20 protein-coding genes are annotated in these 26,334 nt (G+C 64.1%); 10 read left to right on the top strand and 10 right to left on the bottom strand.

Annotation, left to right across the window (positions count from 1 at the left end; all coding sequences use genetic code 11):
• Positions 1-27: 27 nt before the first annotated feature.
• Positions 28-513, bottom strand: coding sequence for an acyl-CoA thioesterase (locus tag ACMGT0_RS00680; protein WP_054060272.1), 486 nt, complete (start codon positions 511-513; stop codon positions 28-30).
• A gap of 281 nt (positions 514-794) precedes the next feature.
• Between ACMGT0_RS00680 and ACMGT0_RS00675 the strand changes: the two genes are divergently transcribed.
• Positions 795-2,558: a cation:proton antiporter gene (locus ACMGT0_RS00675; protein ID WP_054060275.1), complete on the top strand. Its 1,764-nt coding sequence runs from the start codon at positions 795-797 to the stop codon at positions 2,556-2,558.
• A 32-nt stretch (positions 2,559-2,590) separates the two neighbouring features.
• Here ACMGT0_RS00675 and ACMGT0_RS00670 read toward each other — a convergent pair whose 3' ends face one another.
• From ACMGT0_RS00670 to uvrD, 4 genes are all read right to left on the bottom strand, one after another.
• On the bottom strand, positions 2,591-2,998 hold the full coding sequence (locus ACMGT0_RS00670; protein WP_017903741.1) for an SMI1/KNR4 family protein: 408 nt from the start codon (positions 2,996-2,998) through the stop codon (positions 2,591-2,593).
• 133 nt (positions 2,999-3,131) lie between these two features.
• Positions 3,132-3,998, bottom strand: a complete 867-nt coding sequence (locus ACMGT0_RS00665) for a Tim44 domain-containing protein (RefSeq protein ID WP_054063454.1) — start codon at positions 3,996-3,998, stop codon at positions 3,132-3,134.
• Positions 3,999-4,367: 369 nt separating this feature from the next.
• Positions 4,368-4,808: an EamA family transporter gene (locus ACMGT0_RS00660; RefSeq protein ID WP_054056674.1), complete on the bottom strand. Its 441-nt coding sequence runs from the start codon at positions 4,806-4,808 to the stop codon at positions 4,368-4,370.
• A 159-nt stretch (positions 4,809-4,967) separates the two neighbouring features.
• Positions 4,968-7,151, bottom strand: coding sequence for a DNA helicase II (uvrD, locus tag ACMGT0_RS00655; RefSeq protein ID WP_054056671.1), 2,184 nt, complete (start codon positions 7,149-7,151; stop codon positions 4,968-4,970).
• Between the two features lie 262 nt (positions 7,152-7,413).
• Between uvrD and ACMGT0_RS00650 the strand changes: the two genes are divergently transcribed.
• The 3 genes from ACMGT0_RS00650 (at position 7,414) to ACMGT0_RS00640 (ending at position 11,637) form a co-directional block, all read left to right on the top strand.
• Entirely contained in the window at positions 7,414-10,287 is a 2,874-nt protein-coding gene (locus tag ACMGT0_RS00650; RefSeq protein ID WP_416771087.1) for an EAL domain-containing protein, read from the top strand.
• Between the two features lie 205 nt (positions 10,288-10,492).
• Positions 10,493-11,359 carry a transcriptional regulator HexR gene (gene hexR, locus ACMGT0_RS00645; protein WP_017902205.1) on the top strand — a complete coding sequence of 289 codons (867 nt, stop codon included), beginning with the start codon at positions 10,493-10,495 and terminating at the stop codon, positions 11,357-11,359.
• Between the two features lie 86 nt (positions 11,360-11,445).
• Positions 11,446-11,637, top strand: coding sequence for a PA3496 family putative envelope integrity protein (locus ACMGT0_RS00640; RefSeq protein ID WP_081005865.1), 192 nt, complete (start codon positions 11,446-11,448; stop codon positions 11,635-11,637).
• On the opposite strand, the gene ACMGT0_RS00635 is transcribed toward ACMGT0_RS00640, so the two are convergent.
• Positions 11,579-12,541 carry a LysR family transcriptional regulator gene (locus ACMGT0_RS00635; protein ID WP_054063455.1) on the bottom strand — a complete coding sequence of 321 codons (963 nt, stop codon included), beginning with the start codon at positions 12,539-12,541 and terminating at the stop codon, positions 11,579-11,581. The genes ACMGT0_RS00640 and ACMGT0_RS00635 overlap by 59 nt on opposite strands.
• Positions 12,542-12,829: 288 nt before the next feature.
• Between ACMGT0_RS00635 and ACMGT0_RS00630 the strand changes: the two genes are divergently transcribed.
• The 4 genes from ACMGT0_RS00630 (at position 12,830) to ACMGT0_RS00615 (ending at position 17,928) form a co-directional block, all read left to right on the top strand.
• Positions 12,830-14,245 carry an acetyl-CoA carboxylase biotin carboxylase subunit gene (locus ACMGT0_RS00630; protein ID WP_054056668.1) on the top strand — a complete coding sequence of 472 codons (1,416 nt, stop codon included), beginning with the start codon at positions 12,830-12,832 and terminating at the stop codon, positions 14,243-14,245.
• Positions 14,246-14,256: 11 nt separating this feature from the next.
• Positions 14,257-16,065, top strand: a complete 1,809-nt coding sequence (oadA, locus tag ACMGT0_RS00625) for a sodium-extruding oxaloacetate decarboxylase subunit alpha (RefSeq protein WP_054056667.1) — start codon at positions 14,257-14,259, stop codon at positions 16,063-16,065.
• Between the two features lie 262 nt (positions 16,066-16,327).
• Positions 16,328-17,653 (top strand): type II toxin-antitoxin system HipA family toxin, encoded by a 1,326-nt coding sequence (locus tag ACMGT0_RS00620; RefSeq protein WP_416771083.1) that lies wholly within the window; start codon positions 16,328-16,330, stop codon positions 17,651-17,653.
• A complete protein-coding gene (locus ACMGT0_RS00615) occupies positions 17,650-17,928 on the top strand; it encodes a helix-turn-helix domain-containing protein (protein WP_017902210.1) in 279 nt (92 codons plus the stop codon). Before ACMGT0_RS00620 ends, ACMGT0_RS00615 begins: the two co-directional genes overlap by 4 nt.
• A gap of 54 nt (positions 17,929-17,982) precedes the next feature.
• Here ACMGT0_RS00615 and ACMGT0_RS00610 read toward each other — a convergent pair whose 3' ends face one another.
• From ACMGT0_RS00610 to ACMGT0_RS00595, 4 genes are all read right to left on the bottom strand, one after another.
• On the bottom strand, positions 17,983-19,215 hold the full coding sequence (locus ACMGT0_RS00610) for an autotransporter outer membrane beta-barrel domain-containing protein (protein ID WP_416771081.1): 1,233 nt from the start codon (positions 19,213-19,215) through the stop codon (positions 17,983-17,985).
• A 168-nt stretch (positions 19,216-19,383) separates the two neighbouring features.
• Positions 19,384-20,061 (bottom strand): GNAT family N-acetyltransferase, encoded by a 678-nt coding sequence (locus tag ACMGT0_RS00605; protein WP_054056664.1) that lies wholly within the window; start codon positions 20,059-20,061, stop codon positions 19,384-19,386.
• Between the two features lie 16 nt (positions 20,062-20,077).
• On the bottom strand, positions 20,078-20,524 hold the full coding sequence (locus ACMGT0_RS00600) for a GNAT family N-acetyltransferase (protein ID WP_054056663.1): 447 nt from the start codon (positions 20,522-20,524) through the stop codon (positions 20,078-20,080).
• Positions 20,521-21,159 (bottom strand): FMN-binding negative transcriptional regulator, encoded by a 639-nt coding sequence (locus ACMGT0_RS00595; RefSeq protein WP_416771079.1) that lies wholly within the window; start codon positions 21,157-21,159, stop codon positions 20,521-20,523. The genes ACMGT0_RS00600 and ACMGT0_RS00595 overlap by 4 nt, the downstream gene beginning before the upstream one ends.
• Positions 21,160-21,249: 90 nt before the next feature.
• On the opposite strand from ACMGT0_RS00595, the gene ACMGT0_RS00590 reads away from it, so the two are divergent.
• A complete protein-coding gene (locus ACMGT0_RS00590; RefSeq protein WP_416771077.1) occupies positions 21,250-22,800 on the top strand; it encodes a PLP-dependent aminotransferase family protein in 1,551 nt (516 codons plus the stop codon).
• A gap of 96 nt (positions 22,801-22,896) precedes the next feature.
• Complete coding sequence (locus tag ACMGT0_RS00585; RefSeq protein WP_416771075.1) at positions 22,897-26,307, top strand: hypothetical protein; 3,411 nt, start codon at positions 22,897-22,899, stop codon at positions 26,305-26,307.
• Positions 26,308-26,334 lie beyond the last annotated feature (27 nt).

The raw sequence follows: 26,334 nt of genomic DNA, 5'->3' as shown, positions 1-26,334 counted from the left end.
CGCGGGCAAGCCCGCTCCTGCAAGAGCTTAAGGCGCGTCGGCCTTGATCTCCTGGTAACGCTTTTCCAGCTCCTGGCGGATCTGCCGGCGCTGTTGGGCCTGGGCGTAGCGGCGCTTGCCCTCGCTGGTCTCCGGCTGCAGTGGCGGCACCGGTGCCGGCTTGCGCTGGTCGTCGACCGCGACCATGGTGAAGAAGCAACTGTTGGTGTGGCGCACCGAGCGCTCGCGGATGTTCTCTGTCACCACCTTGATGCCGACCTCCATCGAGGTGTTGCCGGTGTAGTTCACCGAAGCCAGGAAGGTCACCAGTTCGCCGACATGCACCGGCTCGCGGAAAATCACCTGGTCCACCGACAGGGTCACCACGTAGCGGCCGGCATAACGGGCGGCGCAGGCATAGGCCACTTCATCCAGGTATTTGAGCAGGGTGCCGCCGTGGACATTGCCAGAAAAGTTGGCCATATCCGGGGTCATCAAAACGGTCATCGACAGCTGGGCGTTTCCAGGTTCCATAGCACGCTCACGGGTAGGTAGGGACAGGTTCAGGCACCTCTGCGGGCGCTTTGGGCATTTTTCAGACACCTCGATTACGGGACGCCAGCCATGGTTGCATCGTCACGCGCCAAGCGATCTGTTTCTACATATTGCACCGGCTTTCTGTCGGAAGTCGCGGTGTTAACCTTCGAAAAGCCATGCCATAGAAAATTCTTACACCCGGAACGTTGACCGCCGACGACTCAATGGGCGCGGTGGGCGGTCTGGCCAACATCCGCCGACACAAGGAGCGTCACGCCATGCATGCCATCAGCTTTATTCAGGACCTGGCCGTGATCATGCTGGTGGCGGGCGTGGTGACCATCCTGTTCCACCGCTTCAAGCAGCCGGTGGTGCTCGGCTATATCGTCGCCGGTTTCATCATCGGCCCGCACACCCCGCCGTTCGGCCTGATCCATGACGAGGACACCATCAAGACCCTGGCCGAGCTCGGGGTGATTTTCCTGATGTTCTGCCTGGGGCTGGAGTTCAGCCTGGGCAAGCTGTTCAAGGTCGGCGCGACGGCGTTCATCGCCGCGTTCCTGGAAATCGTGCTGATGATCTGGATCGGCTACGAGATCGGCCGCTGGTTCGACTGGAACACCATGGACTCGCTGTTTCTCGGCGCGATCCTGGCGATTTCCTCGACCACCATCATCGTCAAGGCGCTCAATGATCTGAAGATGAAGAACCAGCGCTTTGCGCAACTGATCTTCGGCGTGCTGATCGTCGAGGACATTCTCGGCATCGGCATCATCGCCCTGCTGTCGAGCATTGCCGTCAGTGGCACGGTGAGTTCCGGCGAAGTGTTCTCCACCGTCGGCAAGCTGTCGCTGTTCATGATCGTCGCCCTGGTCATCGGTATCCTGCTGGTGCCACGTCTGCTGGCCTATGTCGCCCGTTTCGAAAGCAACGAGATGCTGCTGATCACCGTGCTGGGCCTGTGTTTCGGCTTCTGCCTGCTGGTGGTGAAGCTCGAGTACAGCATGGTGCTGGGGGCGTTCCTGATCGGTGCGATCATGGCCGAGTCGCGCCAGTTGCTGAAGATCGAGCGCCTGATCGAGCCGGTTCGCGACCTGTTCAGCGCGATCTTCTTCGTCGCCATCGGCCTGATGCTCGATCCGGCGGTACTGCTCGAATACGCCTGGCCGATCGCGGTGATCACCGTCGCGGTGGTGCTGGGCAAGATGGTCTCCTGCGGACTGGGCGCGTTCATCGCCGGCAACGATGGCCGCACCTCGCTGCGGGTGGGCATGGGGCTGTCACAGATCGGCGAGTTCTCCTTCATCATCGCCGCCCTGGGGATGACCCTGCAGGTCACCAGTCACTTCCTCTACCCGGTGGCCGTGGCGGTCTCGGTGATCACCACCCTGCTCACACCGTACCTTATCCGCGCGGCCGACCCGCTGTCGCTGAAGCTCGCCGCCGTGGTGCCGCGCCGCATGGGCCGGGTGTTCGGCCTGTATGGCGAATGGCTGCGCAGCATCCAGCCCCAGGGCGAAGGCGCGCTGCTGGCCTCGCTGATCCGCAAGATCCTGCTGCAGGTGGGGGTGAACCTGGCGCTGGTGGTGGCGATCTTCTTTGCCGGCGGCTTTTTCGCCCAGCCGATCGCCACCTATCTGCAAGGCTGGGTCAGTGAGCCGAGCTGGCACAAGGCATTGATCTGGGGTGGCGCGCTGCTGCTGTCGCTGCCCTTCCTGATTGCCGCCTACCGCAAGCTCAAGGCGCTGTCGATGCTGCTGGCGGAGATGGGGGTGAAGCCGGACGTGGCCGGGCGGCATACCCAGCGCGTGCGCCGGGTGATCGCCGAGGTGATTCCGCTGCTGTCGCTGCTGGTGATCTTCCTGCTGTTGTCGGCGCTGTCGGCGAGCATTCTGCCCACCAGCGAACTGCTGATGCTGATCGCGGTGGTCGCCGCGGCGGTGGCGGCGCTGCTCTGGCGCTGGTTCGTCCGCGTACATACGCGGATGCAGGTGGCCCTGCTGGAGACGCTGGAGAACAACAGGGACTCGGCGGGGCACTGAGGCCTCAGGGTGCCCCGCCGATTGGCGGGGTGTCAGCTTTCCAGCCAGACGTCCCGCGCCCAGTGCCAGACCGACTCCCAGGACTCTTCGGTGATCAGTTCCTCTTCGCCGGACCACAGCACCACAGTGCCGTCCTCCTCGACGCAGTAGTAGTCGTCGCCGTCCTGGCAGATCGGGATCAGGTCCCGCGGCACGCCGCTGTCCCAGGCGTTGGCCGCCACTTCCGGCAGGTAGGTGTGGGATTGCGGGTCGGTGACGGTCACCGGCTCCAGGCTGCCGTAGACCACGTCGCTGACGGTCAGCAGGAATTCCTTGAAGACGAAGGGGATGTTGATGAACAGCTCCTCTTCGATCTCGACCAACTGATCCTCGTCGGGCAACTCCAGTGGCACCGGTACGGGTTCGTTGGCTTCACGCAATTGTTCGATAACTTCTTCCACGGCCTCGATCCTCTTGCTGCATGGCGCGGTTGGGTATGACGCGTTTTATACAGTAGCTCGTTACAAGTGCAATCGTGAAATGCAAAACCCCGGACAAGTCCGGGGTTCTGATGTATCAGACAACGCGCCTGGATCAAACGTTCTGGCGGATACCGGCGACCAGCCAAGGCTGGTTGTCGCCTGGCAGGCGCTCCATGTTCCAGCTTTCGCTGAACACTTCGCCCTGGTCGAAACGCGAGGTTTTCGACACGCCGCTGAAGGTCAGGGTGGCGATGGTCTTGTCGGCACGGTCATCCACGCCGTCCAGTTGCACCTGCAGGTTGTCGATGTAGGTGGACTGGAAGCCGTCGCCCAGGCTGGCGCGTTCCTGCCTGAGGAACTGCAGCATTTGCGGGGTCACGAACTCGGCGATCTTGTCCATTTCGTTGGCGTCCCAGTGCTGCTGCAGCGCCTGGAAGTGGCTGCGGGCGGCTTCCAGGAAGCGCTCCTCGTTGAACCAGGCCGGGGCGTTGATCACGCGGCGCGGCGCGGCGGAACCACCGAAGATCGGGTTCTGGGCAGGAGCCGGTTGCTCGAACACTTCACGCTGGTACGGCGCGCCGGCTGGAGCCATTTGCTCCTGCTGCTTGCGGCGACGGGAGGCAATGAAGCGGAAGATCACGAAGGCGATGACCGCCATGATCAGGATGTCGAAGAACTGCATGCCCTGGAAACCGCCGCCCATGAACATGGACGCCAGCAGGCCGCCAGCGGCGATACCGGCCAATGGGCCCAACCAGCGCGAGGCGCCGCCTGCCTTGGCTGCCGCACCTGCGGCACCCGCTGCGCCAGCCGTGGCGGCTGCACCGCCGGCAGCGCCAGTGGCAGGGGCCATCTGGCTGGTTTGGTGGGTCGGTGCCGACCCCGCGCTTTTACCGCCGCCAAAGCGCTTGGCGTTGGCGTCGAGGCTCATCGTCAGGCCGATGCAGAGCGCCAGGGCGATGCTAAGAAAACGTTGCATAAAGGGTATTCCCGTTTGTGGAGTGCACGCGTGTCATACTGCACAGGTGAATTGTTACTGGCTAGCGAGAGAGTGTTTCCGGCTTTTGCCTGAATCCTCTCACCTCAATGCTGAATATTTCATGAAAGCCAGTAGGTCCAATGTTCATTGGGTTGTTGGCTTGTCTTTAGATCTTGTATGAAATTTCCAATTCGCCACCCCTCCTGTAGGAGCCGGGCTTGCCCGCGAAGCTTTTAGCGATCTCAAGGGCCCCTTCGCGGGCAAGCCCGGCTCCTACAGGGGCGCGGCGGCGCCCAAGACGTTTCAGTGCCGCAGGAGCAGCGGTGCCCAAGGCGTTTCAACACCACAAGGCTGTGTGCCCCGGAAGCGTCAGCGCCGCAGCGCCAGCAGGACTACGCCGCCGGTAATCATGCCGATACCGGCCCATTGCCGCAGGTCGAGCCTTTCGCCTAGCAGCAGGACGCCGATGATCGCCACCAGCACCACGCTGAGCTTGTCCACCGGCGCCACCAGCGACGCCGGGCCGGCTTTCAGCGCACGGAAGTAGCAGAGCCAGGAAGCACCGGTGGCCAGGCCCGACAGCAGCAGGAACAGGTAGCTCTTGCCGGAGATCGACCTCAGGGACTGATATTGGCCCGTGGCGTACAAAATCAAGGCCAGGCTGATCAGCACCACCACCGTGCGCAGCAGGGTGGCGAAGTCCGAGTTGACGTTATCGATGCCGATCTTCGCGAAGATCGCGGTCAATGCGGCGAAGGTCGCCGACAGCAGCGCCCAGAATGTCCACGAGGAAAAGAAGCCAGGGCCCATGGTGTCGCACTCCCGCAGAGTGAATTCGATTCGATCGTTCCCACGCATCGCGTGGGCCTGCATCCGGTACCGCCCTGCGTGACAGGGAATGGACGCCGAGCGTCCCGGGCGGCGCTCCCACGCGGAACGTGGGAGCGATCCTGGTTTCTTCCTTGCCGTTTAGATGGCTTCGAGCTTGGCGTAGCCGAGCATCAGCCACTTGCTGCCTTCGCTGAAGTTGACCTGGACCCGTGCCTGGGCGCCGGAACCCTCGAAGTTGAGGATCACGCCGTCACCAAAGATGCTGTGGCGTACCGCCTGGCCGAGGCTGAAGCCGGTCTGCGGAATCTCGCTGCCGCTGAACAGGCTGCTGGCCTGCTGCTGGCTGCCACCGAACGGCCGGCTGACGCTGTTGGACAGGCGCACTTCCTGCACCAGGCCCTTCGGTACTTCACGTACGAAGCGCGACACCTTGTTGTAGGTCTCGCTGCCATACAGCCGACGGGTTTCCGCGTAGGTCATGACCAGGTTCTGCATCGCCCGGGTGATGCCGACATACGCCAGCCGACGCTCTTCCTCCAGGCGGCCGGGCTCCTCCAGGCTCATCTTGTGGGGGAACAGGCCTTCTTCCATGCCCACCAGGAACACGTAGGGGAATTCCAGGCCCTTGGCGCTGTGCAGGGTCATCAGCTGGATGCTGTCTTCGTGCTCGTCGGCCTGGGCATCGCCGGCTTCCAGCGAGGCGTGGCCGAGGAACGCCGCCAGCGGCGACAGGTCTTCCTCGCCCTCGGCGGCCTCGAAGTTGCGCGCCGCACTGACCAGTTCCTCGAGGTTTTCCACCCGGGCCTGGCCTTTCTCGCCTTTTTCCGCCTCGTGATAGGCGATCAGGCCGGACTGCTCGATGACGATCTGGGTCATCAGGTGCAGCGGGCTGTCCTGGGTCCTGGCGGCCAGGTTCTCGATCAGCTCGATGAAGGCCCCGAGCGCGCTGGCGGCCCGGCCGGTCACGCCCTTGTTGGCGATCAGCTGGGCCATGGCCTCCCACATCGACACATTGCTGTGGCGGGCGTGTTCGCGGATGGCCTCGACGGTCTTCTCGCCGATGCCGCGGGCCGGGACGTTGATCACCCGCTCCAGCGCCGCATCGTTGCCCCGGCCTTCGAGCAGGCGCAGGTAGGCCATGGCGTTCTTGATCTCGGCCCGTTCGAAGAAGCGCTGGCCACCGTAGATCCGGTAGGGGATGCGCTCGCGCAGCAGGGCTTCTTCCAGCACCCGTGACTGGGCGTTGGAGCGGTAGAGAATGGCGATGTCGCTGCGCGCCAGGCCGGTCTTCAGCGCGCTTTCGATGGTTTCCACCACGTAGCGCGCCTCGTCGTGTTCGTTGAAGGCGGCGTAGAGGTTGATCGCCTCGCCGTCGCCGCCGTCGGTCCACAGCTCCTTGCCCAGGCGCCCGGTATTGTTGGCGATCAGGGCGTTGGCGGCCTTGAGGATACCGGCGGTGGAGCGGTAGTTCTGCTCCAGGCGGATGGTCTCGGCGTCCGGGAAATCGTCGGAGTACTGGTAGATGTTCTCGATCTTCGCGCCGCGCCAGCCGTAGATCGACTGGTCGTCGTCACCGACCACCATCAGGCTGTCGCCGCCCTTGGCGAGCATGCGCAACCAGGCGTACTGCACGGCGTTGGTGTCCTGGAACTCGTCCACCAGGATGTGCCGGAAACGCTTCTGGTAATGCTCGAGCAGGCCCGGGTGGTCGCGCCACAGGTCCAGGGCGCGCAGCAGCAGCTCGGAGAAGTCGATCACGTTGGCCCGGGCGCAGGCGGCCTCGTAGGCCTCGTAGATGCTGCGCATGGTCGCCAGGAACAGGTCGCCGCTGGCCTGGATATGCTGCGGGCGCAGGCCCTCGTCCTTCTGCCCGTTGATGAACCACTGGGCCTGGCGGGCCGGCCAGCGCTGCTCGTCCAGGCCCAGGTCGCGGATCACCCGCTTGACCAGCCGCTGCTGGTCGTCGCTGTCGAGGATCTGGAAGGTCTGGCTCAGCCCGGCTTCCTGCCAGTGCGCCCGCAACAGGCGGTGCGCCAGGCCGTGGAAGGTGCCGACCCACATGCCGGCCGGGCTGATGCCCATCAACTGCTCGATGCGGTGGCGCATCTCGGCAGCGGCCTTGTTGGTGAAGGTCACCGACAGGATCGAGTAGGGCGAGGCGTTCTCGACCTGGATCAGCCAGGCGATACGGTGCACCAGCACCCGGGTCTTACCGGAGCCGGCGCCAGCCAGGACCAACTGACGACCAACGGGGGCGGCTACGGCCTGGCGTTGGGCGTCGTTGAGGGAGTTCAGCAGGAGGGAGAGGTCATCGTTGCGCATCGGCGCATTCTAGGGTGCTGGCTACGGGTGGGCAAACCCTAATGCCGGGCGGTCGAGGCCGTGGCCGACGAAAAAACCGGTGCGATGACGACCGGCGGGTCATCGGCCGCAGGCGGCGCAATAGCTGACTTTGTCCGGTGTGGAAGGGTCTATCGCGGGAAAATCCATTACATTTTATGACTTGGAGCAGTTTGGTCCGGCCGGAGGCTTGTGTATGCTCCTGCGACATTTATGGCTCAACCATTATAAGAACAATGCCCATATGACACACAGCTCCGACACGCTGAGCCCCTCCGTGGAGGCCGGGCGGGTGATCCGCAAGCAGTTCGCCACCGAGTTGGCGGTCGAGCGCACACGCCTGCTGTACCAGGGCTCGTTGCTGCCCACCCTGTTCATGCTGATCAACGGTCTGGTCTGCGCCTGGCTGCTCTGGAGCCCGCAGCGTTACCTGCTGGTCAGCATCTGGATGGTCTGGCTGATGGCGCTGGTGGCCTTGCGCGTGATCCAGGTCGCGGCGTTCGATTCGGCCATTCCCAGCCGGCAGGCCCAGCCGATCTGGCGCCGGATGTTCCTGCTCGGCTCCGCCGTCAGTGGCCTGACCCTGGCCTGCGCCGGCATCGCCCTGGTGCCTACCGACAGTTTTCTCCAGCAGGCCTGGGTATTCGGCCTGATCGGCGCGGCCACCCTGTCTGCCAGCATCGCCTATGCCGTGAGCTTTCCGGCGTTCCTCACCTTCACCTTGTCCTGCCTGCTGCCTGCCATTGGCTACCTGTTCTGGGAGGGTGATGGCGCCCGCCAGGGCTGGGGCTGGCTCGGACTGATCCTGCTGGCCTCCCTCAGCGTGGTGGCATTGCAGGTCAACCGGCTGATCGAGCGCGGCCTGCTGCGGCGCTTCCAGAACCAGGCGCTGATCGAGAACCTGCAGCAGGCCCAGGCCCGCAGCGAGCAGCTCAACCAGGAGCTGGCCCGCGAGGTCGAGCAACGCCGCCGGGCTGAACTGGAACTGCGCGAGGCCCAGGCCGAGCTGGAAAACCGTGTCGCCCAGCGCAGCCGGGAGCTGGACCTGGCGAACCAGGCCCTGACCAAGAGCGAAACGCGCCTGGCGCTCGCCCTGCAGGCCAGCGAACTCGGCCTGTGGGACTGGAACCTGCAGACCGACGAGGTGCACCACACCCAACTCAAGGAGCTGTTCGGCCTCGACCCCGAATACGTCACGGCCATGCTCAGCCACCTCAAGCCGCGCCTGCACCCCGAGGACCTGCCGGCGCTCAAGCGCGCCCTGGTGGAGCACCTCAAGGGCCGCAGCGAGGACTATGTCATCGAATACCGCATACGCCATGGCGACGGCCACTGGGTCTGGATCGAGGACCGCGGCCGGGCGGTGGAACGTAGTGCCAGCGGTCGCGTACTACGAATGGTCGGTACCCGGCGCGATATCAGCTCGCACAAGGAGCTGGAGGCGCAGCGGCAACTGGCCGCGACGGTGTTCGAGGCCGCCAGTGAAGGCATCGTGATCTTCGACCCGAACTACTCGCTGCTGGCGGTCAACCAGGCGTTCAGCCGGGTCACCGGCTACCAGATCGAGGACATGCTGGGGCGCAACGTCGTCGAACTGCCTTGCAGCCGCGACGCCCGTCGGCATTACTCGATGATCCACCAATCCCTGGAGCAGTACGGCAGTTGGCAGGGCGAACTGGTGGAGGCGCGCAAGAACGGCGAGCTGTATCCGCAGTGGCTGCAACTGAATACCGTGCGCGACAAGCGGGGGAAAGTCAGCCATATCGTGGGCTTCTTCGCCGATCTGTCGGCGCGGCGCGAATCCGAAGAGCGCATGCGCTACCTGACTCATTACGACGAGCTGACCGGCCTGGCCAACCGCTCGCTGTTCAAGGAGCGTCTGCGCGAGGCCAATCAGCGGGCCCGCCAGGAAGGGCGCAGCCTGGCGCTGCTGCATATCAACCTGGATCGCTTCAAGCTGCTCAACGACAGCCTCGGCCATGAAGTCGCCGACCAGTTGTTGCAGAAGATGGCCCGGCGCCTGGTGAACGCGCTGCCGGAGGCGAACACCATCGCCCGCCTGTCCGGTGACGAGTTCGCGGTGCTGTTCGATGCCTACGGCACGCTGTCCAGCCTGGCCAGGATGGCGACGCGGCTGCTCGGCAAGCTGCGCCTGCCGGTGACGGTGGAAGGGCATGAGCTGGTGGTCAGCGCTTCCATGGGTATCAGCCTGTTGCCGGACAGCGCCCGGGAAATCCCGGCGCTGGTCAGCCAGTCGAACATCGCCATGCAACATGCCAAGCACCTGGGCGGCAACAACTTCCAGTTCTATACCGAAAGCCTGCAGGCCAGCACCCTGGAGCGCCTGCAACTGGAGAACCAGTTGCGCAAGGCCATCGAGGAACAGCAACTGAGCGTGTTCTACCAACCCAAGCTGTGCCTCGCCACCGGTCGCCTGAACGCCGCCGAAGCGCTGGTGCGCTGGGAGCATCCGACCATGGGCCGGGTGCCGCCCGGGGACTTCATCGGGCTGGCCGAGGAAACCGGGCTGATCGGTCCGATCGGCGAGTTCGTGTTGCGCCGGGCCTGCTGGCAGGCGTGTGAGTGGCAGCGCCAGGGCCTGCCGGCGATGCGGGTGTCGGTGAACCTGTCGGTGCACCAGTTGCGCCAGGGCAAGCTGGTCAGCCTGGTGCGTCAGGTCCTCGAGGAAAGCGGGCTGGCGCCGCACCTGCTGGAACTGGAACTGACGGAAAGCCAGTTGCTCGACAGCGTCGAGCACATCATCGCGACCTTCCAGCAACTGCGCGACCTGGGCGTGAAGCTGGCCATCGACGATTTCGGCACCGGCTATTCGTCCCTGAGTTACCTCAAGCGCTTCCCGGTGGACTACGTGAAGATCGATCAGGCCTTCATCCGCGGCCTGGACGAAGGCAGTGAAGACGCCGCGATCACCCGGGCAATCATCGCCATGGCCCACAGCCTGGGCCTGAAAGTGGTGGCCGAGGGCGTGGAAAACCCGCAGCAACTGGAGTTCCTCAAGCTGCACGGCTGCGACGAGGTGCAGGGCTACCTGATCAGCCGGCCGGTGGAGGCCGCGGAGTTGGTGCGGCTGCTACGCAACGACCGGCACGCCGGTTGATTCGTGCACTGTCTTCATGATCACCGCTTCATCTTGTAGGAGCCGGGCTCGCCCGCGAACCGCCAAAGGCGGCCATTCCCCGGCGAAACCGGCTCCTGAAAACGCATTCTCCAACGCAATGGCACAGGCGAGCACCGATTTCATGTAGTATAACTACAAGAATGCTACATCCCAGGCGTTCGCCCATAACAATCGAGTCCAGCCCTTGAACCTGTTGCAACACATCGCCCAGTCCCGCACCCTGCTTCGCAAATCGGAGCTCAAGGTTGCCGATCATGTCCTGCTCGACCCGGCGGCGGTGATGCACAGCTCCATGGCCGACCTGGCCCACAGCGTGGGCATCAGCGAGCCGACCATCGTGCGATTCTGCCGGGCCATCGGCTGCTCGGGCTTCCAGGACCTGAAGCTCAAGCTGGCCCAGAGCCTGGCGGCGGGTGCCAGTTTCGGCCAGTTCGCGATCCATGAAGACGACTCTGTCGCCGACTACAGCCTGAAGATCTTCGACACCACCCTGCACACCCTGATGGAGGTGCGCGAGAAGCTCGACCCGGCGGCCCTGCAGCGGGCGGTGACGGCCATGTCGGCCGCCCAGCGTGTTGAGTTCTACGGCTTCGGTGCGTCCGGTGCGGTGGCGGCGGATGCCCAGCACAAGTTCTTCCGCCTGCTGCTGACCGCGGCGGCGTACTCCGACCCGCACATGCAGGCGATGTCGGCGGTGACCCTCAAACCCAGCGACGTGGCGATCTGCATTTCCCAGTCGGGGCGGTCCAAGGACCTGCTGATCACCGCCAACATGGTCCGTGAAAGCGGCGCGACGCTGATCACCCTGTGCCCGAGCCAGACACCGCTGGCCGAGCTGTCGACGATCAACCTGGCGATCGACGTGCACGAGGACACCGAGATCTACACGCCGCTGACCTCGCGGATCGCCCACCTGGTGGTGATCGACGTGCTGGCGATGGGCGTGGCGATGGCCCGCGGGCCGAGCCTGGTGAACCACCTCAAGAGCGTCAAGCGCAGCCTGCGCAGCTTGCGGCTGTCGCCCAAGTCGCTGAAGAACCTCGAAGACTGATTTCATCTCCCTGTCATCCGGCTGCCGCCAAATCGTAACGCCCTGAAGCCATCTTGGAGTCTCCAACCCAACCTGGGAGACTCGAAATGGCCCGGCACCACGAAGAGCAAAGCAGCGTAAAGACCCGTCGGCAGCAGGAAGACCAGCGCCGCATGGAATTCCGTCGCGCAATCGAAGACCGCAACGAACTGCGTCAGCTGCAACAGGAAATCGCCGCCCTCAATTACTGGCAGATGGACTCGGCAGCCGACCGTCGAAGCGCTCAGCGAGCCCACTGATCTGCAGCCTTTCACTTCGGATGAACCCCAGGAACGCATGCGCGACCGGTGACAGGCGTTTATCCCTGGCCTGAACCACGCACCAGCTGCGATAGAGCGGCAGTTCTTCCACCGGCAGTTCCCGGAGCACGCCGGTCGCCAGTTCCAGGCTCAGGGCGTGGCGCGTCAACAGCGCCAGGCCCAGCCCCGCCACCACGCTTTCGCACTGCGCCTCGCCAGAGGTCACTTCGAGTGTCTGCGAGAAGTGCACGCGCTTTTCCTTGAAGTACTCCTCGCAGGCCATCCGGGTGCCCGACCCCGGTTCGCGGATCAGCAACGGATAGGGTTCCAGGTCCTGCAGGCGCAGCGGGCCCCTGTGGCACAACGGATGATCGGGTGGGGCCACGGCGACGATCGGGTTGTTCAGGAACGGCAGGAATTCCAGGCCCATGTCCTGGGGCACCATGGACATGATCAGCAGGTCGTCGCGGTTGTCCGACAGCCGCCGCAGGGCCTGGGCGCGATTGACCACCGTGAGGTGCAGGCTGACCTCGGGATACTGGCGCTTGAAGGCGGCGAACAGGTGCGGCACGAAGTACTTCGCGCTGGATTCCACCGCCAGTTTCAATTGCCCCTGCAGCGATCCCTGCATGTCGGAGAGCTGCATGTCGAGGTTTTCCAGCCGGCCGAAGATGTCCCGGCTGGCGCGCTGTAACGCTTCAGCCGCTTCGGTCATGTAGAGCTTTTTGCCGACATATTCGAACAACGGCTGGCCAATCAGCTCTTCCAGCTGACGAATTTGCAGGCTGACGGCTGGCTGCGTAAGCGACATTTCCTCGGCCGCGCGGCTGTAGGAACGCAAATCGCAGACCTCATTGAAGATCTTCAACTGGCGTAATGTCATACGCATCAAGGACTTACGCATTTCTTGCGAGCACTCTCAGGCGGCTGGTCAGGCAACTATAAGTCATTGCTTATAAGCGACCCAATAATTATTGATTTTAGTTTATCGCTGACCGGGACTAGTGTGGTGATGCGACTGGCTTGAAACATTTAGTCACTCGTCGACCCGTGCTGTGGGACAGACATCGGGTCGTGGACATAGGGCTGGCCCGCGAGGCTTCTGGTGTTTTGACGGACACCATCGCGGGCGGGCCCAGGTCCTTTCTGGTTCCAGCAGGTTGTTTTGTTCCAGCGGCTTAGGAATTTCCAAGTGATAAAAAAGATCCTGATCGCCAACCGTGGTGAGATTGCCGTACGTATCGTGCGGGCCTGTGCCGAAATGGGCATTCGCTCCGTGGCGATCTTCTCCGACGCTGACCGGCACGCCCTGCACGTCAAGCGCGCGGACGAGGCCTACAGCATTGGCGCCGAGCCCCTGGCCGGCTACCTCAACCCGCGCAAGCTGGTGAACCTGGCGGTGGAAACCGGCTGCGATGCCTTGCATCCCGGCTATGGCTTTCTCTCGGAAAATGCCGAACTGGCAGAAATTTGCGCTGAACGTGGGGTGAAGTTCATTGGCCCGGCGGCGGAAGTGATCCGGCGCATGGGTGACAAGACCGAAGCCCGGCGCAGCATGATCAAGGCCGGCGTGCCGGTCACTCCAGGCACCGAAGGCAACGTCTCCGGCATCGAGGAAGCCCTGCGCGAGGGTGACCGTATCGGTTATCCGGTAATGCTCAAGGCCACCTCCGGTGGTGGCGGTCGCGGCATCCGGCGCTGCAACAGCCGCGAGGAGCTGGAACAGGCATTCCCGCGGGTGATTTCCGAAGCGACCAAGGCCTTCGGCTCGGCGGAAGTCTTCCTGGAAAAATGCATCGTCAACCCCAAGCACATCGAGGCGCAGATTCTCGGCGACAGCTTCGGCAACGTGGTGCACCTGTTCGAGCGCGACTGCTCGATCCAGCGCCGCAACCAGAAACTGATCGAAATCGCCCCGAGCCCCCAGCTGACCCCTGAACAGCGCGCCTACATCGGCGACCTGTCGGTGCGTGCGGCCAAGGCGGTGGGCTACGAGAACGCCGGCACCGTGGAGTTCCTGCTCGCCGATGGCGAGGTGTACTTCATGGAAATGAACACCCGGGTGCAGGTGGAACACACCATCACCGAGGAAATCACCGGGATCGATATTGTCCGCGAGCAGATCCGCATCGCCTCCGGCCTGCCGCTGTCGGTCAAGCAGGAAGACATCATCCATCGCGGTTTTGCCCTGCAGTTCCGGATCAACGCCGAGGACCCGAAGAACAACTTCCTGCCCAGCTTCGGCAAGATCACCCGCTACTACGCGCCCGGCGGTCCCGGCGTGCGGACCGACACGGCGATCTACACCGGCTACACCATTCCACCGTTCTACGACTCCATGTGCCTGAAACTGGTGGTCTGGGCGTTGACCTGGGAAGAGGCGATGGACCGTGGCCTGCGGGCCCTGGACGACATGCGCCTGCAAGGCGTGAAGACCACCGCCGCCTACTACCAGGAAATCCTGCGTAACCCGGAATTCCGTAGTGGCCAGTTCAACACCAGCTTCGTGGAAAGCCATCCGGAACTGACCAACTACTCGATCAAGCGCAAACCCGAAGAGCTGGCCCTGGCCATCGCCGCCGCCATCGCCGCCCACGCAGGCCTGTGAGGACTATTACAATGACCAAAAAGATTCACGTTACCGACACGATCCTGCGCGACGCCCACCAATCGCTGCTCGCCACCCGCATGCGCACCGAAGACATGCTGCCGATCTGCGACAAGCTCGACAAGGTCGGCTACTGGTCGCTGGAAGTCTGGGGCGGCGCGACCTTCGACGCCTGTGTGCGCTTCCTCAAGGAAGACCCGTGGGAGCGCCTGCGCAAGCTGCGCGCGGCCCTGCCCAACACCCGCCTGCAGATGCTCCTGCGCGGCCAGAACCTGCTCGGCTATCGCCACTACAGCGACGATGTGGTCAAGGCTTTCGTCGCCAAGGCGGCGGTCAACGGCATCGATGTATTCCGTATCTTCGACGCCATGAACGACGTGCGTAACCTGCGCGTCGCCATCGAGGCGGTGAAGGCCGCCGGCAAGCACGCCCAGGGCACGATCGCCTACACCACCAGCCCGGTGCACACCATCGAGGCCTTCGTGGCCCAGGCCAAGCAGATGGAAGCCATGGGTTGCGACTCGGTGGCGATCAAGGACATGGCCGGCCTGCTGACTCCGTTCGCCACCGGCGAGCTGGTCAAGGCACTGAAGGCCGAGCAGTCGCTGCCGGTGTTCATCCACTCCCACGACACCGCAGGCCTGGCCGCGATGTGCCAGCTCAAGGCGGTGGAAAACGGTGCCGACCATATCGACACCGCCATCTCCAGCTTCGCCTGGGGCACCAGCCATCCTGGCACCGAGTCGATGGTCGCCGCCCTCAAGGGCAGCGAGTTCGATACCGGCCTGGACCTGGAACTGCTGCAGGAAATCGGCCTGTACTTCTACGCCGTGCGCAAGAAGTACCACCAGTTCGAAAGCGAATTCACCGCGGTCGACACCCGGGTACAGGTCAACCAGGTGCCGGGCGGGATGATTTCCAACCTGGCCAACCAGCTCAAGGAGCAGGGCGCCCTCAACCGCATGAACGAAGTGCTGGCGGAAATTCCGCGGGTGCGCGAAGACCTCGGCTTCCCGCCGCTGGTGACCCCGACTTCGCAGATCGTCGGCACCCAGGCCTTCTTCAACGTCCTGGCCGGCGAGCGTTACAAGACCATCACCAACGAGGTGAAGCTGTACCTGCAGGGCGGTTACGGCAAGGCGCCGGGCACCGTCAACGAGCAGCTGCGCCGCCAGGCCATCGGCAGCGAGGACGTGATCGACGTGCGGCCGGCCGACCTGCTCAAGCCGGAAATGGCCAAGTTGCGCAACGACATCGGCACCCTGGCCAAGTCGGAAGAAGACGTGCTGACCTTCGCCATGTTCCCGGACATCGGGCGCAAGTTCCTCGAAGAGCGCGAGGCCGGCACCCTGGTGCCTGAAGTGCTGCTGCCGATCCCCGAGGCCGGCGGTGTGCGTGCGCCGGGCGGCGAGGGCGTACCGACCGAGTTCGTCATCGACGTGCACGGCGAAACCTACCGCGTGGACATCACCGGGGTCGGCGTGAAGGCCGAAGGCAAGCGGCACTTCTACCTGTCCATCGACGGCATGCCGGAAGAAGTGGTGTTCGAACCGCTCAACGAATTCGTCGGCGGTGGCAGCAGCAAGCGCAAGCAGGCCAGTGCGCCAGGCCACGTCAGCACCACCATGCCGGGCAACATCGTCGATGTGCTGGTCAAGGAAGGCGACAGCGTGAAGGCCGGTCAGGCCGTGCTGATCACCGAAGCCATGAAGATGGAGACCGAAGTGCAGGCTGCGGTATCGGGCAAGGTTGTCGCCATCCACGTGGCCAAGGGCGACCGGGTCAACCCGGGCGAGATCCTGATCGAGATCGAAGGCTGATCGACAGCCTTCATCTATCAATGTTTATCCTCGGGGAGGCGTATGCCTCCCTTTTTTTGTTCATTCTTTGAGCATGTTGTGTGGGGTGTTATGGTCTGCTGCTCTAGAACGATATGCATTTTATTGCGTATATTTGCGCCGTATAGCAAGGCTGATGCATTATATTGCAGTTATTGGGCGATGCTGGCAGGCGAATCTGTACTATATTGCAGTTTTGGCGGCAGTCTCTGCCTATAAAGTGCATTAAGTTGCAGGTTGAATCATGTACGCACTCACACTTCAGGCCTACACCGACGGAATCTGGCAGGACGCCATGACCCTGATTTTCGAGTCGCCGGAAAAAGGTTTCGAGGGGCGTTGCAGGTTTGCCTACAAGCAGAGCTATCTGCTGGATCATATCGAGGATATGGGCAGTCCATTCGCCTGTGCGGTCAGTGCGAACCTCCCGCTGGACTGGGACAGCATGGATGACCGGCAGGCTCCGGCCTTCCTGCAGGATATTGCTCCTGCCGGTGCTGCCAGGCGCTTCCTCATCGCCAGGGTGGGGCGGGAAAAGCCTGATGATGTCAATGCCGACCTTTTTTTGCTGGGTAAAAGCACCCCGGCTCCCGTTGGCCATCTGCGGGTCAAGGAGTCCATGGACGTGCAGGACGGTCGTGAGCCCATGGGATTTACCCGAGCGGACGTGGTGGCGCGCGATAACCGATTTCTCGAGTACGCCTACGAGCAGGGCGCGGCGATTGGCGGAGCTACGGGAGCTGGAGGCGAAGCACCGAAGTTGCTGATGAGTGAGGACCACAATGGCCTGCTGTACCCGGACGCGGTTCTCGATGATCGCGACGTGGCACAACACTGGTTCGTGAAATTCGCTCGAAACAAGTCCACGCAGACCGATCAGGACATCCTCAGGAGCGAGTACCACTATTACAGGGCTTTGCAGGTGCTTGGGATCGAAACTGTCTCGGTGCAGGGGCTGAAGCTGGAGGAAGCCAACAGACCGAGCCTCTGGATGCAACGTTTCGACCGTCATGTCACTGAGCAGGGGACCGAGCGTTCAGCCGTGGAGTCGGTGTATTCGTTGGCCGGGGTCACGGTGCCTGGCAGTCGCCTGAAGCACCTGGAGGTGATCACTCGTCTGGTTGCACTTTGGCGCCAGGCCGGCCAGGGGGAGCAGGTGGAAGATCTGGTGGCGGATTATCTGCGCCGTGATTTGCTCAACAAGATCCTGGGCAACTCCGACAACCATGGGCGCAACACATCGATCATCCGCGATCAGCGGGGGGTTCGCCTGGCACCGATTTACGACCTGGCGCCCATGGTCATGGATGATGAAGGTGTGACACGCAGCACCAAGTGGGCAAGAGATATCGAAAGGGGCGGGGAGGTGGATTGGCGCAAGGCGTGCGACGCGCTGGCGGGGCTGGTCGAGCCCCAGGCGGCCTTTGAGCGGCTTCGGGCGGATGCCAGGCATCTGTTGGCCTTGCCCGATATTCTGACGGATAGTGGCTTGCCCGCCGTCACCATGAACCATCCGTTGATTGCCTTGAAAAGGCTTGGTCAGCGTCTGCGAGACTGGGGGTTGGCATGACGCTCAGCCTGGAAGTCCGTGCCCTGCTGATCCAGGCCATTCAGGATGATCTGGCCCAGGGCATGATCAGCATCGGTGTTGCGGTCAGGCGCTTGCGGACGGAGGTAACGGGGTTGCAGCAGACCCAGTTTGCCCGGATGTGCCGGATTTCGGTCCGTACCCTGGTGCATATCGAGCATGACGAAGGCAATCCGACCCTCAAGTCGTTGAACTCTGTATTCAGGCCCTTCGGGTTGCAGATGGGCGTGGTGCGACTGCGCAAGACATCAGGCTGAGGTGCTCAGCGGTCAGGCAGCTGTTCATGAGCCTGACCGGTTGATGGAAAGTTGTCAGAAAGCCAGCGCCCACTGCCCCATGATGCCGTGGTTGCTGTTCTTCGCGCCGAGTTCGCCGCTGTAGCCCAGGCCCAGGCGATGGCGGGAGGACAGGTTCAGTTCGAGTCCGGCTTCGATCGCCAGGCTGTCGCGGTCCTGGGCGATGCCGCGGGTCGTGAAGGTCATGGCGGTGGCCCGGTTCGTCTGGCGGGTGATGCTGTCGAGTTCGCCATACAGGTGCTTCCAGCCGGCACTCAGGTGCGGGGTCAGGCTCATGCCGTGGCCGAAGCGCCAGTTGCCGGCGGCCCGCAGGCCCAGTGTGGTGCTGAAGTTGTCCAGGGCCTGGCCGCTGTTCTTCAGCACCGCCTCACCGCCTTTTTCCGTGTGTCCCTGGCGTGAGTAGCGCTGGTAGCCGAGGCCGGCAAAGGGTTCGGTACTCAGTTGGTTGTTGCCCAGGCTGTAGCCGAATTCGGCGAAGGCCTGCTGGCTGGTGGCCGTGTAGTTGCCGGAGAGTCGATCCTGATAGCCGCTGAACGCGACGTGGCGTTGAGTGCTGCCAGCGTGGCTGCTATGGATCGCGCCGAAGCGCAAGGCTGCGGGGCCGTCCTGGCGCAGGGCGTAGGCGCCGGCATGCCAGCTGTCCAGTTCGCCCCTGAAGTGGCTGCCCTTGTGCTCGGAACGGGATTTTCCGCCGAGCAGGCCCAGGCGCCATTCGTTGCCCAGCGACCAGTCGGCCCCCAGCACCAGGCCCCGGGTCGTCTGCTGGAAGTCCTTGCCGCCCTGTGCCGGTTCGAATCGGCCCACGTTACTCAGGCTCTGTAGCCACAGGCGACTCCTGCCGTTGTCGGGCTGGAGCATGGCCGACAGCGCGCTGGCGCCCACCTGTCGGGTAGCGCCGAGAGTGGCCTGGGCCAGGTTGGCATTATCGGCACCGGCCAGTTGGGTCAGGGCGGCTTCTCTTTCGGCCGGACCGAGCCGGTTCAGGGCTTCGAGCAGTGGGGATGCCGGAATCGTCGGCAGGATGTTGCCACCCTGGCCGCCTTTGGCGGGCTCATGGGCGGGTGACGGGGAGGTGGTCGGCAGGCTGCCCCCGGGTTCCGGCGGCTGTTTGAGCAGCCAGTCCCAGTCGTAGACGCTGGATGAACCGCGGTAGGCATTTGGCGGTGGCTGCTGGGCCTGTGCCTGCTGGGCCAGCAGTCCGTTGAGCACCAGGGCCAGGGAGATGGCGAGACGGGTCTTGGGGAGCATTCCATTTCATCCTCAGAATAGGTCGAGGAGGAAATGTATCGAGCTGTCCAAGCGGTAAATGTCGGGGTTTTTACCTGGGCTTCGCGGGAGATGTCAGCAGCTTTCCGTTTATTTCGGCTGTGTCCTGGTGTGCGGTGGCCGGAAAGTCGGCCACCGCGTGTCAGGCCTTCAGGCTTCGCGACATTCGGTCAGGGTCCGCACCTGCCCCGTTGCGCCCAGGTTGTCCTCCGACAGCCAGCGCTCGAAGCCGGCATTCACGGCGGGCCATTCCGAGTCGATGATGCTGAACCAGGCGGTGTCGCGGTTCCTGCCCTTGACCACCATGTGCTGGCGGAACACGCCCTCGAATTGGAAACCCAGGCGCTCGGCGGCGGCGCGGGAGCGGGCGTTGTCGTTGTTGCACTTCCACTCCAGGCGCCGGTAGCCGAGGGCGAAGGCCTCCCTGGCCAGCAGGTAGACCGCCTCGGTGCTCTTGGGCGAGCGCTGCATCGGTGCGCCGAAGGTGACGTGGCCGATCTCGATGCGGCCCTGGGCCGGCACGATCGACATCAGGCTGAGGGCGCCCTGGACTTCGCCGCTGGCCTTGTCGACGACGGCAAAGAAGTAGGGATCGCTGCTCGCCGCGTGGCCGGCAAGCCAGTCGTCGAAGGCGCCTTCACGCTGCGGGAACGGGCCGTAGGGCAGGTAGTCCCACAGTTTCGGATCGGCGCCGGGGCCTTCCAGGGCGCGATACAGCTCGTCGCCATGGCGGGCGGCGTCGAGTTTTTCCAGGACGATGAAGCGTCCTTCGAGGCGTCGGGTGGACGGCGCCGGGGCGCCATTCCAGTTGGCTACGGGTGTCGACATGGTGTTGTTCTCGGGCTCAGAGGCCGTGGCGGAATTGAATGAAGCCCGGGCGCTCGGCAATCCGCTCGTACAGCTGGATGGCCGTGGCGTTGGTTTCGTGGGTCAGCCAGTGCACCTTGCTGCAGCCGTCCCGGGCCGCCGTGGCGTACACATGCTCGATCAGCTTGCGACCCAGGCCGGTACCGCGCACCTCGGGGGCGACGAACAGGTCCTGCAGGTAGCAGGAATTCTGGATGCTCCAGTTCGAGCGGTGGTAGATGAAGTGCACCAGGCCCACGGCCTTGCCGTCCTGCCAGGCCAGGGCGGCGTGGGTGGTCTCGGCCGGGTCGAGGAAGCGCTGCCAGGTCGACTGGTAGATGCTGTCCGGCAATTCGGTTTCGTAGAACTTCAGGTAGGCCTGCCACAGCGGACGCCAGACGGCCTGGTCGGCGGCGGTCACCGGACGGATTTCGATCGAACTCATGCTGACACTCCTTGATGCATCAATTGGGCGAGGGCTTGGTCCTGGCTGTCGGCACTGGCCGCCAGCCCTTGTTGTACGCCGGCGATATCGACGGCACTGCGGTTCTGGCTGAGCTTGCGCTTGCCTTCCAGGCGCTGGATCGGCAGGGCGATGCCGACGATGGCCTTGAGCATGGTGGCGATGTACGGCTCGGGCGCATCGTCGACTGTCCAGGGGGTGGCCCGGCCGGCTTCATGGCGGTCGGTGAGGGCACCGACCAGTTGGCGCAGGCGCCCGGCCTCGTCGAACACCTCGGCCTGGCCGTAGGCGTGCACGGCCGTGTAGTTCCAGGTTGGCACGACCTTGCCGTGTTCGGCCTTGCTGGCATAGAAGGACGGGCTGACATAGGCATCGGCCCCCGGAAAGATCACCAGCGCCTCGGCGCCTTCGGCCAGCTCCTGCCACTGCGGATTGGCCCGTGCCAGGTGCCCGAGCAGGGTGCCATGGGCGCCCTGGCCCGGGTCGAGCAGCAGCGGCAGGTGGCTGGCCTGCAGGCCCAGTTTGCCGTGGGTGACCAGGATCGCCAGGCGCGTGGCCTGGATGTGCCGGTGCAGGGTGGGCAGGTCGTGTGCGGCGAAGGCGCTGGGTGTGTACATGGAAATTTTCCTTGGCGAATACCGGCATCCTAGGCAGGCTATTGGTTGGTTGTAAGAGCCATTGTTGGTGATTTTCATAGGTCCAATACCATGCCCAGTCCATCGCTGCCCCTGTCGTTCGACCCTGCCGGTATCCAGCTGGATCCGGCCAAGGGCCTCAGCCGCCAGCTCTACCAGGCCCTGCGCCTGCGGGTGCTGGACGGACGCCTGGCCAGTGGCAGCCGCCTGCCGGCCAGTCGCGACCTGGCCAGTGCCCTGGGGATCTCCCGCAACAGCGTGGTCCGGGCCTATGACCAGCTGTATGCCGAGGGCTTCATCGAGGGGCGGATTGGCGATGGCACCTACGTTGCGCGATTGCCAGACAAGGCGCTGCCGATCAGAAAGTTATCCACAAAAGTATCCACAGGGTTTTCAACAGGCTTATCAACAGAGTTATTCACAAAATCGGTGAAAGATACTGGGATTTCGTCCAGTAAAGTTATCCACAATCAGGCGCTGGAGCGCATCGAGCGCAACGCGATGTACGAGCCGCCGGAGGGTCCGCCACGGGCTTTTCGGGTAGGAGTGCCGGCTTTCGACCTGTTCCCGTTCGGCGTCTGGGCCAAGCTGCAGGCGGCTTTCTGGAGAAAACCGGACCTGGCGCAGCTGTGCTACGGCGAGCCGGCGGGGGAGAGGCAGTTGCGCAGCCTGATCGCAGCGTACCTGCGCAGTTCCCGTGGTTTGTCCTGCTCGCCTGAACAAATTGTGATCACCAGCGGTGCACAACAGGGCATCAGCCTTTGTGCACAGTTGCTGGTGGACCCCGGCGACGGCGTGGCGGTGGAAAACCCCGGCTACCGGGCGGCGCGGCTGGCGTTCGCGGTAGCCGGGGCGACGGTGCATGGCGTGGCGGTGGATGACGAGGGCCTGGACTGTGCCGAACTCGGGCGGTTGCCGGACTGCCGGCTGGCCTATGTCACGCCGGCCCATCAATACCCCACCGGGGTGATCATGAGCCTGGCGCGGCGCCTGGAGCTGCTGGCCTGGGCCGAACGCACCGGCGGCTGGATCGTCGAGGACGACTACGACGGCGAGTACCGCTACAGTGGCGCGCCCTTGGCACCGTTGGCGGCCCTGGACCGGCAGGGGCGGGTGCTCTACGTCGGCACGTTCGGCAAGATCGCCTTTCCGGCGCTGCGCCTGGGTTACCTGGTGTTGCCGCCGACGCTGGTGGACGCCTTTTCCCAGCGGCGCGCACTGGACATGCGCCACTCGGAAGTCAGCACCCAGGCGGTGATGGCCGAGTTCATGGCCGCCGGGCATTTCCAGCGGCATATCCGCCGCATGCGCCGGGCCGCCCTGAGCCGACGCAACACCCTGCTGGCCCATTGGCCGACCGCTATCCGCGGCTGCGGCAGCCTGCCGGAAGCGGTCGCCGGCCTGCACCTGACGGTACCGGTCGAGAGCCTGGAGCGGGAGCAGGAACTGATCGCCCGGGCGGTGGCTGTCGGCGTCGAGATCAGCTCCTTGAGCAGCTTCTGGATCACCCCGCCGCAGCCGCCGGCGGAGCGCCACGCCGGGTTGGTCCTGGGGTTTGCGGCGGTGCCGGAGGCGGACATCGAGGCGGCCCTGGGACGTTTGCGCGAGGCCTGGCGGGACTGACCAGGCGGCAACGCCGGACTACTTAGTTACCGCCTCCCGTGAGCGGCGCATGACTATGGTCGAGGGCCAGATTCTTCAGCCCCGAGACCTTTTGTCATGTCCAATGCTTCAAGTCCCCTCTCTTGCGTTCTGGCTCCGGTGAGCGAGAGCGACCAGGCCTCCCACGTCTTCAGCCTCGCTGATTGCCTGGCCGCTCGTCCCAGTCTCGAGCGCGCCACGGCCGAGCTGGTGCAGGCGATGCTGGAGGAGCATTTCCCGGCCCAGGGAAAACAGCTGCGCAATGCGGCTTTCATCAATCTCACGGTGGGCGCCGGCAGTGATGCACCGGCGACCCGGCAGATCGTCCCGCTGACCCATCGGCTGATTGACTGTTGGCTGGGCAAGGCCGCGCCGATTCATCCCCTGGGCAGCTACCTGACGCTTGATCCGGGCGCCGAGACGCCACAACTGCTGCGTCTGCCGGTGGACACGGTGGAAGGGCTGATAAGCGAATGGGCGCCGTCATTGCTCGATGCCTACCAGCAGAGCCTGGTGGATTTCTGGAGTTCGCCTGCTTCGTCGTGGCAGGGCCTGGCGGATTTCTGGAACCCGTCACAAGGGGCTTCGCCCTGGCAGCAACTATCGGACTTCATCGCGGCCCAGTTGCGCCAGGCCAGTGCTGTACTCACGGGCGAGGAGTTGGACACGGTACAGGCCGTCCTCGATTTTCCGGATTTTCAGGGCCGTTCCCAGGCGCTGGGAGAGAGTTGCGCGAGGGCGCGCATCACGCTGGTCGGCACCCGTGCCCAGGGCTCCGAGACGCTGTACCGGCAGGCATTGCTGCTGACGCGTCAGGTCGGCCAGCGACAGATCGTATTGTTGTACACGCTGCTGGGGGGCATCGAGGCGTTCGACTCCATCGAGGCGCTGGAGATGACCTTGAGTGAGGATGAGCCGGGCCCGGCCGACTATTCGGCGGACCATCATGTCTTCGATGCCCTGACGGCCACCCTGCTGACCCGCCAGTTGCAGCACATCGCCACGCTCGAACCGGGCGACTACAGCGACCGCGCCAGGCTCGACCAGCACCTGCAAGAGCTGACCGGGGCACAGGGGCTGCTGGGAGCCTTTCACTCCGACCATGAAGCGAAGCTGCGGCCGTTGCACGAGCTGCTGCCCGACTGGCTGCAGCAGGCCTCGACTGCGGACCGTAGCACCTACGCCCGCTACGTCAGCAGGCTGGCGCAAGTGCATCGGTCCCTGGGCGGCAAGGCGTTTCTCGATGGCATTCCCGGCATTCTCGAATTTGCCGAACAGGAGCTGGCCAAGAGCCTGATCAGGCTCGACCCCAGGGCCGAGGGGGTATCGGTTGGCCATATCCGCGTGACGCTCACCCAGAGGGACAACAGTTCGTGGGAAGCCGCCGACCGGGGTTTCAACCCTGGCCTGGACCAGCGCACCCGCTCGTCCACCGAGGATTACACGGACATGGCGCTGCAGAACATCGAGGCCTTTCCACTCTCCGCCGTCGCGCAGATTCACTACGGCAAGCCTGAGACGCCGGTACCGGCCTGGATGACCTTTGAGCGGCTGCGTGCAGCCGTGAGCGAGGCCAACATCGGTGCCACCTATCCCGCCTTGCTCAAGCGCAAGCTCAAGTGCAATCCGGCCGAGCGCTATCGACAGTACTCGCTGTTCAGCCTGTACCTGCAGGTGCTGTTGCCGATGTTGGCATTGGAGCTGCGGTTGACGCAGCGGCTGACGGAGCCTGCGCAGCTTTACGTCGAGGCCGTGATGAGTCTCGGCACCCAGGCTCTGGTGGTGTCGGGACAGTCCATCGTGGTCCGGCCCCTGGCCTTGCGGGCGCACCCTGGCGCGACGGCGGACCAGGTACTCAATCATTTCGTGATCGGCCCGCGGAGCGTCGACCGGGGGCCGCAGGTGCTCTTGCGACCGGCGGCGGCAGAGCCCTTGCTCGAGTTCGCCTCGCTCGCGCACCTGCTGGCGGCCATCCAGGTCGAGGGGCAATTGCAACAATCGGTGCTGGCGGGCCTCGATGACTACAGTCGCAGGATCTATGAGCGGGGTGGCTTCATTGAGCCGCATCTGTCGCAGCTGATCATCGACGACTGGACACTGCCCGCGATTCCCGAGCCGCCCACACTGGATACCGCGGTGTTATCCGGCCGGGTCACCGACGCTCTGTTCGATGCCAGCATCGAAGCGCTGATCAGACACGCCGAGGCGGTCACGGTGTCCAATGCCGAAGCACGCCGGCAGCGCCTCACCAACCTCGGCTGGGCGTTGTTCAACCTGCTGCTGCCATGGGCGCCAGGTCCTCTGGCGGGCGTGGGGCTGATCGTGCAACTGCTGCCCAGCCTCAAGGCGCTGGCCGAGCCGAATAACCGCAGCCCCTGGGCGGCGTTCGCCGATGTGCTGTTGAACCTGGCGGCCGTGCTGGTCTATCACCGCCGGCTGGCACTCGGCCCATCGCCCGTCGTCGGTGTCGGTGGCTCGGTCCTCAGCCCATGGAGCGGTGGCGGCAGGACGCTGCCGGCCTTCATCTGGACCCGCCGAGGACGTGAGCTGACCGCATCCGAGCTGGAGCGGCTGAAACCGTTCCACCTGGCGACCGAGGTGCCTGGCGGCATGTCGGCAGCTGTGGGTGAATGGCAGGGCCTGTACCAGCGCGACGGCTTGTTCTATGCCCATGTCGATGGCGAATGGTTTCGGGTTTCGCGCACCCTCGAAGGGGTGAGGATCGTCAATGACAACCACCCGGCGTTACAGGGGCCCTGGTTGACCCGCACGGCTTCGGGCAGCTGGCAACTGGACCGCGGTCCCCTGTTGCTGGGCGGTGCCGGCGAGCTGAGTGTGCGGGCCAGGAAGAAATTCAACACCCTGAAGTACCAGGCCCGCCAATTGCTCGACTCCTTGCCTGGCCGGCTGCACAGGGGCGAGAAGAACCTGCGTATCGCGCATGGTCCGGCCGATATCGAGACCCTGTTGGCCAATGAGGCCGGGTTGTTCAGCGAGCTGTCGGTCAAGCTGCGGGCGCTGACCCAGGGGCTGGAGGAGTATCCCGCAGAGCTGGTGGACAAGCTCGACGCCGGCGCGAAACTCCTGCGCGCCCAGGGCGTACGCCTGCGTATCGAAAGAGTGAAGCTCGACCCGCCCTCGGTCATTGGCGTGGCGTACCTCAAGAGCCGGCAGCAGATCAGGATCCGGCGCCTCGGGCCGCGCAAGGACATGTCCGGCGGCAAGGGCCGGGACTTTCTGCAGGAGTACGAGATCGCCGATCTGCAGCGTACCCCGCTGTGGTACGCGCACTTTCACTATGCGAGCCTGGAGGCGGCGGATGCCCGTTTTACCGCGGCCCATCTCAAGACGCCGCAGCAGCGTTTCCTGGGGAGGAGCTTCCAGAAGGCCCAGCAGAATTCGGGGCAGAGCATCGATGACATCCAGCGTTACACGATCGACCCGACCTCGGCCGCCGAACTGTTCCTGTCGCCGGACCGCCAGGTGTAGGCCCTGTCGCCACGGGGGCGGCGACAG

The sequence above is a fragment of the Pseudomonas sp. RHF3.3-3 genome (genome assembly GCF_048069595.1).
Classification (GTDB): domain Bacteria; phylum Pseudomonadota; class Gammaproteobacteria; order Pseudomonadales; family Pseudomonadaceae; genus Aquipseudomonas; species Aquipseudomonas fuscovaginae_B.
The sequence above is the reverse complement of the archived record's forward strand: the minus strand, read 5'-3'. Positions and strand labels throughout refer to the sequence as shown.